This is a genomic window from Pseudomonas gingeri (genome assembly GCF_013386165.1).
Taxonomy (GTDB): Bacteria; Pseudomonadota; Gammaproteobacteria; order Pseudomonadales; family Pseudomonadaceae; genus Aquipseudomonas; species Aquipseudomonas gingeri_C.
The window spans coordinates 230,812-245,950 of the sequence record NZ_JACAOS010000012.1; the positions used below are offsets into that span (position 1 = coordinate 230,812).

Sequence of the window (15,139 nt, forward strand, 5' to 3'; positions counted from 1 at the left end):
CGTAATAAGCCCTAAAAATGTCTAAACGGACACTCCTATAGTCGATTCTTGCGCGCTGTAATACAAGCGCACCCAATCAGAAGGAATTCGATATGCCCAACATCCTGGTGAAAATTCCCAAAGGCTCGTTCCTCGGCGACCATCGCACGGCACTGGTCAAGAAGATCAACGAGGCCGCTGCAGCGGCGGAGCAGATTCCCGCGGATCCAAACAAGCGCTTTCTCTGCTGGGTGGTGATCGACGAAGTCGACGCCGGTGGTTGGACCTGCGGAGGCGTCGACATGATGAGCCAGCTCATTCCCTGTGTGGCCATGGTGTACGTTCCGGCGGGCGTGCTAGATGATGAGGCGCGGTCCCACTACGTACAGCTGATGCACGCAGCATTCGAGGAGTCGCTCCCGCCTGACGAGAAGCGGCAGCTGGCCACGTCCGTCGTACTGCACGAGGTGGCCGACGGTGCCTGGGGGGGGAATGGAGCGATCTGGCACCTGCCGCAATTCGCCAAGGCGGCGGGTTTCACCCATCTGCAACATTTGCTCGAGTCTGCATGATGGCGTCGATACCCATGGTCGAACCCATTACGGGGAGCGGCCACATCTCGAGCGGCGATTCACAAGAAGCTGATTCCTATTGTGTGATCGGGGCGGGCCCTTCAGGCCTGGCAACCTCGCGGGCGCTGACACGCCTTGGGATTCCCCACGTTGTCTACGAGAAATACACGGATGTCGGTGGCATCTGGGACATCGAGAATCCAGGCACACCGATGTACGAGTCGGCACATTTCATCTCGTCGAAATGGACGTCCGGTTTTATCGGTTTTCCGATGCCTGGCTCCCTGGTCGACTACCCACATCACCCGCACATCCTGGCCTATTTACGTCGGTTCGCGGATGCATACAACCTGCGTCGCAACATTGTCTTTAATGCGTCAGTCAGTCGAATCGAGCGCGCAGATTCGGGCTGGCGGGTTCACCTACAGGGCGGGCGTACGGCCATCCACCGAGGTGTAATTTGCGCCAGCGGAGTCACGTGGTTGCCCTCGCTACCCGCTTGGCCTGGTTCGTTCGAGGGGGAAATTCGCCACTCGATCACCTATCGCAGTGCGCAAGAGTTCAGTGGCAAACGGGTGCTCATCGTCGGCCTGGGCAATTCTGGAGCGGACATTGCCTGCGACGCGGCGCGCAATGCGCTGTCTGCGGCTGTGAGTGTTCGGCGGGGCTACCACTTCCTGCCCAAACACGTTCATGGTTGGCCGATCGACGTGTTCTCCCGGCGTCCTGAGGTGTTGCCGGAGGCGCTTCGTTCGATCGACCTGCGGGCATGTGTTGCGGCCATCGCCGGGGACCCGACGCGCTTCGGCATGCCGAAACCGGACCACGAATTTGGCCAGGCGCATCCGCTGTTGAGCACTCAGTTGCTGCACTACCTTGCCCACGGCGATATCGAGGTCCGGCCCGATATCAAACAGCTGGATGGGCGTCGAGTTGTATTCACAGACGGCTCGGAAATGGAGGTTGATCTGATCCTGGCGGCCACGGGCTACCAGGTAAAGGCCCCTTACTTGGACGACGCGCTGTTCGACTTCAAAGGGCAACGCACGGCGCAGTACCTGAACGTATTCAACCTGCGCGAAGATGAGCTGTTCACGATTGGTTTCGCTGAGGTTGCAGCGGGTATCTATCCCCTGATCGACCAGATGGCACATCTGCTCGCACATCACCTGCATGATCGACTAAACCGACCTGAGACGGCGACGGCGTTTGAAACCTGGAAACTGAAAGACGACTTTGACCCACGCGCAGGCAAACGCTATGTCGATTCCGACCGACACAGCAACTACGTCGATTTAACAAGTTATCAGGCGCACACGAGCCTGCTCTGCGAGCGCTTCGGCTGGCCCGAACTGACCCATGCGACATACGCCAACGCTCAGGAAGTACAGGTGTGACAGTTGCTCACAAATTGTTGCAATAGTGATTGTGGAGCAAGCTGCTTTTAACCTGGGCTTGTCGTTGACGAAAGTCCGCTCAGGGTCGAGAGCCGTCTGTCGCGACCGGCGACACCCGACCGATTCTGTTGAAAAAGTCGGTTTTCTCAAACTGCCGAAAAAACGACCGGTGAAAGCGTCATTTAGCGCGCTGCTACGTGAAATCTCAGTCCGGATGCCTCTGCGAAAATTCTGGATTTCAATCTCAGGCGCTTACTTTTTTGCCGGGAAGGCTAAAGGCGACTTTTTCAACGCAATCGACCCATTGCAGCCCTTCGGCACCGGCAGAAATCGGAAGCAGATCGTTTTCCATACCGAGGCAGGAACACCCCCAAACATCGTGCACCGCGTAAGTCGACCTTCCGTTTCGTGAGTGTCAGAACTTATCAGAGGTCATTTATCAGTCGAAACAGCCGTAGCGATTCAGGAGACAGGTCCGAAGGTTTTCTCCAGATACAGCAAAATGCGTTGCGCACGGGCAGATAGCGGCCACTCGGCTCGGTGAATGAGTCTCAGACAATCCACAATGGGATCACCGCACTCTACGACCTGCACAGCCGATTGATCAGCAAATGCCTGGCGGGCAAATCGCGGAAGTACAGTGAATCCCAGCCCTCGCGCGACGGGCTCCAAGATCAATCCAACCTGATTACTGAAGCCACTTGTACGTAACGTCCTTACGCCACTTTGTCCAGGATAGCGACGGCTCAGCAACCTTGTTGCCATTGCCTGACCATCCGGGTGATCAATGAACCCAAGTGTTTGCAAGGTTTCCCAACCAACATACTCGACGCCAGCGGGAAGAATTAATTCCAGCGGCTCTTCGGTGAAATGGCGCACATTGAGGCGCGTATCGTCGGGTTTGAATGTCACCAAGCCCCATTCAAATCGGTTGTTGAGTACACCCTCAAGTACCTCACTGTCGGGCGCAAAACGGTGACGGATAACGATGCCTGGATTTGCCTGTTGGTAATCCAGCAGCAATGGGTATAGCACCAACCCGATGCTTCCGGGAGTGATCAGGCTTATCTCGCCTTGCTGCTCTTCTGAACCGGCAAGCTGCGCCTGAAATACCCGATTGGCGCGTTCCATTTGTGCACCATATTCCAGCAATGCGGTTCCGGCAGGGGTGAGTTCGACTTTGCGAGGTCGGCGAATCAGCAGTGGCCCAAACTGGTTTTCCAGGTGTTTCACGTGCTGGCTGATTGCAGCTTGAGTAACGCCCAGCCGCTCTGCGCTGCGGGTGAAATTGCCTAGTTCGGCCACCGCGATGAAGGATGCCAGCCATTGTGGGTTTACCATTAGGAACTCTTATCAAAGTGATAACAGAAGCATGGTTCTTATTATAGTGGATGAGGGCTAACGTATCTCATCTTCTGATTGAGGCCCGCACAATGCCTGTCTACCCACGCAGTTTTTCTCACATCGGCCTATCCGTCACTGATCTGGATGGAGCTGTGAAGTTCTACACCGAGGTCATGGGTTGGTATCTGATCATGCCTGCCACCACCATCACTGAAGATGAAAGTGCTATCGGCGTGATGTGTACCGACGTGTTCGGTGCCGGATGGAAATCCTTTCGAATTGCACATTTGTCGACTGGGGATCGTGTCGGCGTAGAAATCTTTGAGTTTCGCAACGCTGAGCGACCGTCCAACAACTTCGAGTACTGGAAAACCGGCATCTTTCACTTTTGCGTCCAGGATCCGGATGTCGAAGGTCTCGCCGCCAAAATCGTTGCAGCGGGAGGAAAACAGCGCATGCCGGTTCGCGAATACTTCCCAGGCGAAAAGCCTTACCGGATGGTCTACATGGAGGACCCTTTCGGCAACATCCTGGAAGTTTATAGCCACAGCTATGAGCTGACCTACTCAGCGGGCGCTTATCAATCATGATGTTGCCTTCGCAACATCGCGCTTGGACCTGGCAAGGTTCTGCTGATCCTGCCGCCCTTCAGTTGCGCGAATTACCCCTCCCCATAATCGAACCAGGGGATCTGCTTGTACGCAATGCAGTGATCGGATTGAACCCGGTCGACTGGAAAGTACTCGGCGGCGATCTGGTCGATTGGAAGCATGGTCATATCCCCGGCGTCGACGGCGCCGGGGTTGTTGTTGCTGTCGGTGATGGCGTTCCCCGCACATGGATTGGTCAGCGCGTGGCTTATCACCAGAACCTCGCGAGATATGGCAGTTTTGCTGAATACACAGCAGTGCGAGCACACACAGTCCTACGGATTCCTGCGTCCGTCACGTTTCAGGATGCTGCGAGTGTTCCGTGCCCGGCCCTCACAGCATGGTTGGCTGTTGAGAAGCTACCTGCGAGCTGCCAGACACTTTTGGTCGGTGGAGCAGGCGGATCTGTCGCCCACCATCTGGTTCAACTGGCAACCCGCCGTGGGCTTCATGTAGACACCCTCAGCCACCTCCGTCATACAGACCGACTGCAAACGTTAGGGGCATCCAACTGCCTCGGTGGACCGTTGACGGACGCGTGGGACAACGAGGCGACCTACGATGCCGTCATCGACACCGTCAGCGCTGACCATGCTCGCTGGCTGGCACCTGCGCTGCGAGCCAACGGCCACCTCGTCTGTGTGCAGGACCGCCTTCAAACACCGGTGTGGGAACCGTTCACCCGAACCTTATCCATGCACGAAGTTGCGCTCGGTGCGTCCCATGCTTTCGGCGATACACGTACTTGGCGAGAGTTAGTTGCTGCCGGTGAATGCCTGCTGAACGACGTTGGCAGCGGAGAATGGCGGCCAGATACGTTAGCGCCAGCTCCATTCGATGACTTGGCGGCACATCTCTTCGGGTTGCAACAACGCATTTTTAGCGGCAAAGCGATCGTGCTGCTGCCGGACTCCCTTATAAACGAGGTAGACAATGTCTAAGCTTTTTACTCCGTTCACTCTCAAGTCTGTAACGCTGCGCAACCGCATCGCCGTACCTCCGATGTGCCAATACAGCGCGCATGATGGTTTTATCAATGACTGGCATGTAGCGCACTACACCAGTCTGGGACGTGGTGGTGCTGGTTTGGTAATTGTCGAGGCGACAGCAGTATCACCGGAAGGGCGTATCACTCCTGGGTGCACCGGCCTGTGGGGCGATGAGCACATCACCGGTATGGCCCAGGTCGCCGCAGCCATTAAGTCTGGCGGCGCAGTGCCGGGCATTCAGATCGGCCACGCCGGACGCAAAGCCAGTGCAAACAAACCTTGGGAAGGCGACGATCACATTGATCGTAAAGACCCTCGCAGTTGGGAGACCTTATCTCCGTCAGCGACTGCCTTCGGTGCCAACCTGCCGCAGGTTCCGAAGGAAATGACCGAGGACGACATCAAGCGCGTGCGCGCTGATTTTGTAGCGACTGCGAGGCGCGCACTGGAAGCCGGGTTCGAGTGGCTGGAACTGCACTTTGCGCATGGCTACCTGGCGCAGAGTTTCTTCTCCCCTTACGCCAACGAACGCACCGATCATTATGGCGGTGATCAGCGCGGTCGCTTCTTGCTCGAAACCCTTGAGGCGGTGCGTGCCGTCTGGCCGGAGCATTTACCACTGACTGCACGCTTCGGCGTCATTGAGTTCGATGGAAACGATGAGCAAACCCTTCTGGCCTCTATTGAGCTGATCAAGGCCATGCGTGGTGCAGGCCTGGACATGCTTAACGTGAGCATGAACTTCACCACGCCTGAGGCGAAGATCCCGTGGGGACCGGCCTTCCTTGCTCCGATTGCTCATCGTGTCCGCACTGAGACGGGTTTACCTGTCGCCACCGCATGGGGCGTCGATCTGCCTATGTTGTGCGAAGAGGTGCTGGAGGCTGAGCAGGTGGACTTGGTCATGGTGGGGCGTGCACACCTGGCCAACCCGCATTGGACGTATCACGCCGCCAAGGAATTGGGTATCGACAAGGCCGCCTGGGTGCTTCCAGCGCCATACGCCCATTGGCTGCAACGCTACGAACCAGCTGGTCCACAGTAGAAGGATAGAAATATGAACATTTCAAAACGTATTTTGATGGTGCTGACCTCACAGGCGACTATGGGCGACACCGAACGTCCCACCGGCGTGTGGTTCGAAGAACTGACTACGCCGTATTACTCCTTCATCGATGCCGGATTCGAGGTGCTTCTGGCCTCACCCAAGGGTGGGCAGATCCCTCTTGATCCGCATTCCAGGGAAGAAAAGGTTCCTAGCGTCGAGCGCTTCCTCAACGACCCGAAGGCCATGATGCTATTGCAAGTTTCGCAGACGCTTAATGACGTCGCTGACATGAATTTTGCTGCCGTATTTCTACCCGGTGGGCACGGCACCATGTGGGACTTACCCGCCAACACCGAACTGGCTGCTCTGCTCAGCAAGACATGGCGAGATGGCAAGGTCGTTGCCGCCGTCTGCCATGGCCCCGCAGGACTACTAAGCGCCGTAGATGAACAGGGGAGGCCGCTAGTATCGGGCCGCAAGATCAGCGCGTTCAGCAATGAAGAGGAAGAGGCCGCAGGTCTGACTGCTGCGATGCCGTTCCTGCTGGAAGATCGTGTTCGCGAGCTGGGCGGTTTGTACGAAGGCGTACCGAAGTTCGAACCATTCGCCATACGCGACGGGCGGCTTGTCACCGGGCAAAACCCGATGTCTAGCGAGAAAACTGCTCAACTAACTGTTGAGGCGATCAACAGTCAGGTTTTATCAATCGCCTGATCCAGCGTTTGGCAGGTTTCGATTAAAAGTGAGCGCACCCATCGCTGCCCAGGGTCGCGGTGCGTTCGCTCATGCCATGCCAACGTCTTGCTGAAGCCCGGTATCTCCACGGGCGGTTCAATCAGGACCAAGCCATCCGTACGCAGCGCCAATCTGCGCGGCACAACCGCGATCAGGTCGCTGACCCTCAATATTTCGGGAACCACCAGAAAGCTGGTGACCGAAATCGTAACTCTGCGCGATCTGCCGATCCGCGCAAGCGCATCATCAGTAACCCCTTTAAAGGCCCCGCCAGAAGACGACACCAGCACATGATCGAGCGCGCAAAAACGATCCAGCGTCATTCTGGGCTTAGCGGCATCAGGGTGATCCGCTCGCATCATGCAAACATAGGTTTCGTCGAACAGCAGTGTGGTGTGTATTCCGACCGCAGCGCTGTCTGGAGTAATCAGTGCGAGGTCAACGTCTCCATGGTCTAGCTGAACTTGAAGTGCTTGGCTATCGATGGGCTGAACCGCCACGCGGATATTCGGGGCGTGCTGTCTCAGTTCGCTCAAGAACGGCACGACCACAGAGCGCAATGCGTAATCCGTAGAGGCCAGCCGGACCGTCATGCGTGCAGTGGCCGGATTGAACGCCGACGGCTGAAGTATGCCCTCAATGTCACTGAGCAGTTGCTTGATTGGGACCGCCAGTTCCTGAGCACGAAGTGTCGGCACGATACCTCGTTGAGCCCTTACAAATAGCGGATCATCGAAGCTTTCCCGAAGACGCGTCAGCATGCCGCTGACCGCCGGTTGGGTCAGCGACAGGCGCTCCGCTGCACGCGTGACACTGCGTTCGTCGAGCAAGGCGTCCAGCGTTTTAAGCAGGTTGAAATCCAAGTGTCTGATATCAGAATTCATGATGTACAGAATAAAATATTGCGATTGGAGTTATTTCAACCTAGCACTCACCATGGCCTAAGTCCATTACATCGAGCGCTGAAACATGAACCACATCCACTGGCCAGAAGGCTTCATCCCAGGTTTCACCGAAAACTTCGTTTCCAACGAAGTGATTGTTGCTGACCTTAATGCTGCCGAAGTCTGGCCGCTGCTGAGCGTTGCACCTCACTGGCCAACCTACTATTCCAACTCTGCAAATATCCGTTTCTACGATGACAAAGGCCCAGAGCTTGCCGACGGCACGCGCTTCTATTTCGAGACGTTCGGATTCCCGGTCGAGGCGCAGTGCAATGAATTTGTCCCCCCCGCAAACGGGCAGCCCGGCCGTATTGCATGGCACGGTTGGGCGGGGGAAGGTGACAGCCGCCTTGATGTCCATCACGCCTGGCTGATCGAGGATCTCAGCGCTGGCCGAGTTCGCATTCTGACGCAGGAAACCCAGAAGGGTAAGCCTGCGATAGAACTGGCCAAGTCCAAGCCCAACCCGATGATCAATGGTCACCAAGACTGGCTTGATGGCTTGGTCAGTGCTGCCTTTCAGGCCAAGCGATAAACAGAGGCAATCATCGCTCTGCTTGTCCGAGGTATGGCTATCGCCATAGGGCAGCGAACGTCCGCTATGGGTCGATTGCGTTGAAAAAGTCGCCTTTAGCCTTCCCGGCAAAAAAGTAAGCGCCTGAGATTGAAATCCAGAATTTTCGCAGAGGCATCCGGACTGATATTTCACGTAGCAGCGCGCTAAATGGCGCTTTCACCGGTCGTTTTTTCGGCAGTTTGAGAAAACCGACTTTTTCAACAGAATCGGTCGGGTGTCGCCGGTCGCGACAGACGGCTCTCGACCCAAAGCGTCCCTCTGTGGAGGGCGGTTGCCGGCCCAGAGTGTGTAGAGAATACCAACCGTGCGATTGCCGCCGAATTCAAACCGGCAGGAACGCCAAGGTCTCAAGGTCGATCTCGGCGTAGCTCCCCAAATCCCCCTTATAAAGCGAGATCCTGGAGCTCCCTAGCTCCGTCTGCAAGAAAGCGACAAGCTGTCTAAGGTGACCGCTGGCATGCATCGTAGTCGGACGTATGACCGTCGCACGCCCAGGCTCGTTATCGTAAGTTCTTATCAGAAACACATTCCCTTCGTTCTGCACGCTGTAATGGTGGCCACGGTACTCATACCCTAAATCGTGGTCGACATCGTCAAAACGGGTAGATTTCACTATCTTCACGGCAGCATCCGTTAAATGTCAGTAGCAGCACGCCAGCTGCAACGCGGCACTTGAGCTCCATAGGAGGATCGCCTCGCGGAGCGCTTTATTCAAGGTGAACATCGAAGTCAAAGCACTTTGCTTCCCCAAAGCCTCGACGACTACGTCAGCGATACCAATCCGGTCCGAGTGGTTGAGGTCCTTGTCGATGAAGTTCAGCTGGTCAGCTTGGGTTTTGATGGTGCTGTTCCGCTCACACAGGTCGGCCTGCTTATCACCCTGCGATCCTGTTGAAGATCTACCTTTATGGTTATTTCAACCGCATTCAGTCGAGCCGGCGCTTGGAACGAGAAACTAGCGAGTGGCTTCGTTCAACCGTAGTGGCTGGCTCGTGCGGGGGTATATTCAGGCGTTGTTCGCCCGAGACGGTCTTGACCTAAACCGTCTCGGGCGAACACATCAATGACGGGTGCGTCTGCGCGACATGGGGAGCGGGACGATGCACACCTGTGGCCGTAATCTAGAGAAAGTCCAAACCCAATTGCTGCTCCTGGGCAAAGCCTTTCAACCACGACGATTGCATTGCCGGATGCCGGTAGGGGCAGTGAAAGACCCTCAGCCCCTTACGAGCCGCCTCCGCACCCGCCGCCCTGATGGCCGCGTGGGGGTTGTTGAATCGATGCCTGTCCAAGGGTTTCGCAGCGCTTGCTGTTTGATTCACCGGCACAGTCTCTCGTGGCAGCAGGTCGATCCCACGATAGCATCCCTCATGTTGCAAGGGTGTGGTATTCACGCTCATGAGTCGACGTCGCGCCGCTACGAACACCACAACCAATAGACGTGGAGTCAGCGGTCTTGGCACACTCTGCACCCTGAAAGGAACTCACCCAAGGAACACCATGGCCCGCCCCGTACTGCCCCTGCGTTCGATAATGTTGCTGGCCGGATTGATGTTGAGCGTCGGTCTGCCTGCAGGGGCGGCGTCCTTCGATTGTCAGAAAGCCTCGACAGCGCTGGAGCAGGCTATCTGCACCCACCCGGAATTGAGCGAGCTGGACAGCACCCTTGGCGCGCACTACAGCCGGGCAATGGCCAAGCTGGCACCGGATCAACGCGACGCCTTGCGCAGCGGTCAGCGTACCTGGCTGCACACCCGCAACGCCTGCGCCGCCGAGCCGGACAAACTGGCCGGCTGCCTGCAACCGCTGCTGAGCCAGCGGGTGGTGGAGGTGGGCAAGCTGACCCAGCCGGACACCGCAGCCCTGGACGCGGTGATCGCCAGCATTCCCTACCACCCGGCCGACGCGGCAGAGGGGCTCAGACGTTATCCGAAGAGTGAGTTGGCCGCGGCCTGGCGGGTTTACCTGCACCGTTTCGAGCCGGCCAGTGGGGTGACTCAAGAGGAAGCCGACGCGAGTCGCCAGCAGGTACTCAAGGCTTTGGCTGACGATGATTTCCCGCGCTCGGTGTTCAACGATATGGAAAACGATCCGTCGGTGAGCCGCGACCGGGTCGAATTGACGCTGCTGCGCATGATGATCGAGCGGGCAGAGTATGCGTTCTTCGCCGATCAGCGGGCCTATGTGCACTGCTTTGTTTTCTCGCGCCAGGGTGAGGTCGCCTACGAGGCCTTTGGCTCGCTGTACGGTTCTACCCGCGACACCTTCGCACCGATCTGCGAGCCCCAGGGCAACCTGTTTGAACAAAGTCCCTGGAAGCAACTGAGCAGCAGTTTTAACGAGGCGCTGTCCAAGGCCAGCGGAAATGCCGGCACTATCCGCTTTGCCAGCTATGCCGACTGGCATCTGATGGCGTTGCGGGCGACGATGTCTCCCCGGGATTTTCTCAAGGCACCGGTCGCGCAGGCCGGTGATCCCGAGCAGGTCGTGAGCCACTGGACCGATGACAAGGCCTGGCCGAAAAAACAGCGTCAGCAGGCCATGGCGGCGGTCGAGCCCGCCCGACAGGTGACCCGCACCTGGTTGCAACGCGAACGTGGTTTATCGGCCACTGAGGCACAACAGGCCGCGCGGGAGATCGTGCGGCAGTGGATCAGCCAGCGCCTGGACTTCATCAGCGAAAACAGCGGGGGCGAGTAAGCCCTCGCTGTTTTCTCAACCGCTCTTGCTGTTGTGTGGCGGGACCTTCAGGGCGTTTTCAAACTGGGCAGTGCCGCGTTGCCTTTGGCGGTCAGCACCGGCTGCAACTGTTCCCAAGTGAAGCTCAGTTCATAGTCGCAACCGTCACCCGTGGCGGGTGTCGAGAGCTTCATGCCTTGGGTATCGAAGGTCAGGTCGAAGTTGGAGTAACGGGTCACCCCCTCGCAGCCTTCGTCAGGGGTGGTCTGCTTTGCCAGCCAGGTGCTGAACGTGGCGGGCAACGTGATATTGCCGGAGTAGGGGTCGTGCCACTCGTAGCGTCCGCCTACCCAGGACCACGGATCAACGCTTTCACCGGTTTGCAGGTTCCAGGTGTGCAGGCCCCAACTGATGCCGTTACGGCCGTCACCGGCGGTCCAGCTGTAGAATCGGACGGTGATCCATTGCGACGACCAATACACCGGCTCGACAAGGATTTCACTGGTGGCGGTCCCGCCGTTTTGATCCAGGGCGTTGCGCCGCTCCTGGTAAAAGTCCTTTTGTCCTTCCGGGCCGATCGCCAGGCGTGCCAAGTCTTTATTGACCTTGGCAATGGCCGGTGCATCGCCTTCGAGCGTCAAGGTGACTTGCGCACCTTGGGTCTTCACCTGATAGGGGTGCTCCTGGAAGGTTTTTTTCTCGACCTTGGCGGTGGGCGGCACGGCTTCGAGTGCGGCGTTATAGGCATCGCTGGCACAGCCGCCGGCATTCGAGGGGGTGCCGATGCGCTCAAGGTGCAAGGGGATTGGCTGACTGCCCTGGCTCTTGCTCCACGTCCCGGTCAACGTATCACCCTGTGGCGCTTCCAACTGCCAGAGTCCGGTTTTGCCTTCTTCGATCCAGGGTTCGCCAGCCTGCTTCTGAGTCAATTGAATGGGCGTCAGGAAACGTTGGTAGTAGTAGCTGGCACCATTGCCTGGTTGCGGGTTGAAACACGCCGTGATGGGTGATTGACCCAGGGTGCCTTTCCAGACGCCGGCAAGGTCCGCGTGGGCGAAGGATGAGAGGGTGATGAGGGGGAGCAGCAGCAGGGATTTTCGCATGGGTATCAGACTTCCGGTTGTCTGATGGGAGGGCTTCTTGGCGGCGATCTTAGGGAGCGCGCTCATGCGAGTCAAGCCACGGCGGCCCCGTCATCTTCAGTCGATCTGGCGCCGCACCGGCATGAGAACACCCCTGCTGCATGAGGTGAGTTGATCAGTGAATCGATGTCGTTCAGTGCTTGGACCCGACCCGCCGTGTACCTGCCGCCGGGTCTTCAATGTCCACGTGGCGTGGGGGTGTCTAACGGGGCATCAATCCGATGTTCTGCCACAGATCAAACAGCGCATGCCCGTCATGGACACCCATCAGCCCTTCTCTGAGCGACGGTGATAGCCCCTCTGAAAGGGTTCGTAGGTCCGGGCTCAGCGTTCGAAAGTGCCTACAGCACAACTCATTCGGGTTAACTGACTCATTCGCCGCCATCCTTGCGATCGTGCTCAACGACCGGCGACCAGGCTTCCAGATCAAAGTCGGGGCGGGGTTCGAGCACGTGCGAAGGGACTGGCTCATCCAGTACCCGCGTCCCGCTGGCCGTCCACCATTCACCACCGCCGTCGACGTAGCTTCTGCGCATGTTGCTGGCCAGGGTCTGCAGGTCCTTGGGCATCACCTCATCGGGATCGGGTGCAGGCAGGGGCATACGCACTTTCCAGAGGTTCGCACCCTCCATCAGCACAAACGCCTGCCCTTTGGGCAGGCTCACGATATGGGCCGGCTCAATCAGCGGAACACGGGTAGAGCTGATCCGGTCCTGGGTGTTACTGGTGAAGTCGGTATTGCCGGACGGGTCCGAACTGTCGGTGGCGCCACTGACCAAGGTGGTGGCGTACACATCGACCTTGGGTAGCTGCCGGGTCAGCAGTTCCGCGGTGGCGGTCTCGCGCACCCGCAGCATGAACAGGTTGTTGAAGTTGCCGACCACCTGGCCGGCCTTGGGACGGTTGCCGATCTTGGCTTCGATATCGCTGAGTGTCTGGGTGTAGGCACTGACCTGGATGCCGGCGCCGCCGCCCTTGTTGATCATGGGGATGAACTCATCGCCCATTAACTCGTTGAACTCGTCGGCATGGACGTTGATCGGGATTTTCTGATCCTGGACGGTGCCCGGCAGCCCGTCATCGATGCCGAATTTGTAGATATGGCCGGCTACCGACACCAGGTCGGAGAACATCGAGTTGCCCACGGCCGCTGCAACCTCAGGATCGGACAACGCATCCAGACCCACATACACGATCGCCCGCTTACGAATGGCCTGCACCCAGTCAAAGATCGGCCTGGGGTCCTTGAGGTCGGTGTAGTCGGGGGAGATCAACTCGGCCATGCGCCCGGTGGTCAGTTTCTCCAGTAGCGGCAGGAGCGAGGCGACGATCTTGTCGAAGTAGGTCTTGTCGTAACGCACTGCCGAACGCAGTCCATCCATCACCGGGTCGGCCACTCGGGTCTGGGAGAGGTACTGGTCGATGGCGATCACGCGCGTCTGGCGTCCGCGCATGTTGTAGGGGATGTTCTTCTCATCGAGGTCACCCTCGAGGGTCACGATCACCTCCCAGGCCTTGGGGTCATGCTGGGTAAAGTAATGACCGCTGTACTCGATGAACAGCGCATCGATGTTGATCACGTGCTGCTGGATCTTCAGGTAGTCCGGACGAATGCCCAGCGCCACCAGGGCCCGGGCAATGATGTTGACGAAGCGCCAGGCGAACTCCCGAAAGGCCGCACTGCTGCCTTCGCCGGAAAGCTGGCCGGCGATCCGGCTGGCCACTTCCGAGATGCGCCCGAAGCGCCCCACGGCGTTGTAGCGCGCGGAATAGTCCGGCCAGCCCAGATGAAAGACATAGAACTCATCCTCACGTCCGGCACGTTTGGCTTCGACGTACATGCGCTTGAGCAGGTCGGCATCACCCTTGGGGTCGAAGACAAACACCGGCTCGAACTCAGGTCGCCCGCCGACCTGTTTCTTGCGGCGGATGTCCTGGGTGATGAACAGCTCGGCCAGCCGGGTTTTACCGACCCGGGTCGTGCCCAGGATCAGGCTGTGGCCCACACGCTCACCCAGCGATAGCGACACGTGCACTTCGTTGGGCTCAACACCGTGCAGGCGAGGAGAGCCTCCCACTGGCGGCAATGGCCGCACCGGGTTGAAGGGACTGTCCCACGCGGTTGCCTTGGGGATCAGGCTCAGGGGAAAGGGAGCATGCTCAAGACGCCTCTCCAGCCGTCGAGCAGTCTGAAATGCGGGCGTAGGCTCCACGTACTGACGGCACTCGGGCTGGTAGGTCTGCATCAAGCGCTGGGTGTGCCGTTGCTCCCACTTGAAGCCGATGCCGATAAACAGCTGTTGGTTGCTCACGGGAATGTGCTTGCTGGCCATCACATAGCGCGGTAGACGACGGATATTGCGGCGGTAACGCAACACCACCAGCGCCTGGTGCAGTCGTATTCCGCCGAATACCAGAAAGAACGCCGCTGTCACCCAACCAAAGGGCGGCGTCAACGCCATTGTCCAGGGCGCGAACAGACTCAGGCCAGCGCCTACCAGACACACTGCCACGGTGTAGAGCTCAACGGCAGGGCGCAGCAGGGCCTCAATCGTATGGGGCTGGGTCATGGTCGTTGCCCTCCACACCTATCCGTTGTGACAGCAGAGGCCGTGGCCGCGGCGATAAGCCGAGAAGAGAAACAGATCATCCTTGTGTCCTCACAAATGGGGGAGCACAGGGTTGCAAATCAGGGAGGAGGGCGCAGCCAAGAAACTGGTTTGGGTCGATCACATTTTTTTGGAGGGCGCCCACTTGCCGAACAGGAAGCAGAACAGCAAGCCGGCTTCCTGTTCTGCAATACGGCGATGATCAGCCGCTGACGTGAGCCGGCGGCTTCTCCAGCACCGAGTCCACCCACAGCAGTGCCAGATCGATCAGGTGCACGACACCCATCGCGACTTTGCGGTTTTCACTGGTCTGGTTGTCGGCGTGTTCATAGGCTGTGGCAGAAGCCGATTGCAGAATCGAATAGGCCTTTACCAGGGCATCCTCCCGGCTTGCCGACCCGGCCAGTTGATCGGATGACGGTACGCTCCGCATAGGCTTCGATTTGGCGTCTGGCCCGAGGTTGTAGGGTATGC

General features: G+C 58.2%; 14 protein-coding genes and 1 pseudogene. 9 read left to right on the forward strand and 6 right to left on the reverse strand.

The annotated features are described in order from the left end of the window. Positions 1–92 precede the first annotated feature (92 nt). The gene (locus tag HX866_RS11795; RefSeq protein ID WP_177139701.1) at positions 93–551 is read left to right on the forward strand and encodes a tautomerase; all 459 of its coding nucleotides are present in this window, start codon (positions 93–95) and stop codon (positions 549–551) included. Between the two features lie 14 nt (positions 552–565). Next, on the forward strand, positions 566–1,948 hold the full coding sequence (locus HX866_RS11800) for a flavin-containing monooxygenase (RefSeq protein WP_177139703.1): 1,383 nt from the start codon (positions 566–568) through the stop codon (positions 1,946–1,948). Between the two features lie 462 nt (positions 1,949–2,410). On the opposite strand, the gene HX866_RS11805 is transcribed toward HX866_RS11800, so the two are convergent. Further along, positions 2,411–3,289: a LysR family transcriptional regulator gene (locus HX866_RS11805; RefSeq protein WP_177124573.1), complete on the reverse strand. Its 879-nt coding sequence runs from the start codon at positions 3,287–3,289 to the stop codon at positions 2,411–2,413. Positions 3,290–3,381: 92 nt separating this feature from the next. Here HX866_RS11805 and HX866_RS11810 point away from each other — a divergent pair, with 92 nt between their 5' ends. From HX866_RS11810 to HX866_RS11825, 4 genes are read left to right on the forward strand one after another with little or no spacing between them, the layout of a single operon-like run. Then, entirely contained in the window at positions 3,382–3,882 is a 501-nt protein-coding gene (locus HX866_RS11810) for a lactoylglutathione lyase family protein (protein ID WP_177093652.1), read from the forward strand. Further along, a complete protein-coding gene (locus HX866_RS11815) occupies positions 3,879–4,883 on the forward strand; it encodes an alcohol dehydrogenase catalytic domain-containing protein (protein ID WP_177093653.1) in 1,005 nt (334 codons plus the stop codon). The genes HX866_RS11810 and HX866_RS11815 overlap by 4 nt, the downstream gene beginning before the upstream one ends. Further along, positions 4,876–5,976 carry an NADH:flavin oxidoreductase/NADH oxidase gene (locus HX866_RS11820; protein WP_177139705.1) on the forward strand — a complete coding sequence of 367 codons (1,101 nt, stop codon included), beginning with the start codon at positions 4,876–4,878 and terminating at the stop codon, positions 5,974–5,976. Before HX866_RS11815 ends, HX866_RS11820 begins: the two co-directional genes overlap by 8 nt. Positions 5,977–5,988: 12 nt before the next feature. Next, a complete protein-coding gene (locus tag HX866_RS11825; protein ID WP_177093655.1) occupies positions 5,989–6,693 on the forward strand; it encodes a type 1 glutamine amidotransferase domain-containing protein in 705 nt (234 codons plus the stop codon). Here the strand turns inward: HX866_RS11825 and HX866_RS11830 are convergent. Next, a complete protein-coding gene (locus HX866_RS11830; protein WP_256344908.1) occupies positions 6,672–7,577 on the reverse strand; it encodes a LysR family transcriptional regulator in 906 nt (301 codons plus the stop codon). The genes HX866_RS11825 and HX866_RS11830 overlap by 22 nt on opposite strands. Positions 7,578–7,683: 106 nt before the next feature. Between HX866_RS11830 and HX866_RS11835 the strand changes: the two genes are divergently transcribed. Then, positions 7,684–8,193 carry an SRPBCC domain-containing protein gene (locus tag HX866_RS11835; protein ID WP_177093657.1) on the forward strand — a complete coding sequence of 170 codons (510 nt, stop codon included), beginning with the start codon at positions 7,684–7,686 and terminating at the stop codon, positions 8,191–8,193. Positions 8,194–8,944: 751 nt separating this feature from the next. After that, a pseudogene (locus tag HX866_RS11840) lies at positions 8,945–9,189 on the forward strand (transposase); the annotation flags it as partial. Between the two features lie 167 nt (positions 9,190–9,356). Here HX866_RS11840 and HX866_RS34310 read toward each other — a convergent pair. Further along, positions 9,357–9,527: a CrpP family ICE-associated protein gene (locus HX866_RS34310; protein ID WP_256344916.1), complete on the reverse strand. Its 171-nt coding sequence runs from the start codon at positions 9,525–9,527 to the stop codon at positions 9,357–9,359. Between the two features lie 208 nt (positions 9,528–9,735). On the opposite strand from HX866_RS34310, the gene HX866_RS11850 reads away from it, so the two are divergent. Continuing rightward, entirely contained in the window at positions 9,736–10,935 is a 1,200-nt protein-coding gene (locus HX866_RS11850; RefSeq protein ID WP_177139709.1) for a lysozyme inhibitor LprI family protein, read from the forward strand. 47 nt (positions 10,936–10,982) lie between these two features. On the opposite strand, the gene HX866_RS11855 is transcribed toward HX866_RS11850, so the two are convergent. From HX866_RS11855 to HX866_RS11865, 3 genes are all read right to left on the reverse strand, one after another. Next, on the reverse strand, positions 10,983–12,017 hold the full coding sequence (locus tag HX866_RS11855; RefSeq protein WP_177139711.1) for a hypothetical protein: 1,035 nt from the start codon (positions 12,015–12,017) through the stop codon (positions 10,983–10,985). A gap of 410 nt (positions 12,018–12,427) precedes the next feature. Next, positions 12,428–14,626 (reverse strand): type IV conjugative transfer system coupling protein TraD, encoded by a 2,199-nt coding sequence (traD, locus tag HX866_RS11860; protein ID WP_177139713.1) that lies wholly within the window; start codon positions 14,624–14,626, stop codon positions 12,428–12,430. A gap of 241 nt (positions 14,627–14,867) precedes the next feature. Next, the gene (locus tag HX866_RS11865) at positions 14,868–15,098 is read right to left on the reverse strand and encodes a DUF6124 family protein (RefSeq protein WP_177139715.1); all 231 of its coding nucleotides are present in this window, start codon (positions 15,096–15,098) and stop codon (positions 14,868–14,870) included. Positions 15,099–15,139 lie beyond the last annotated feature (41 nt).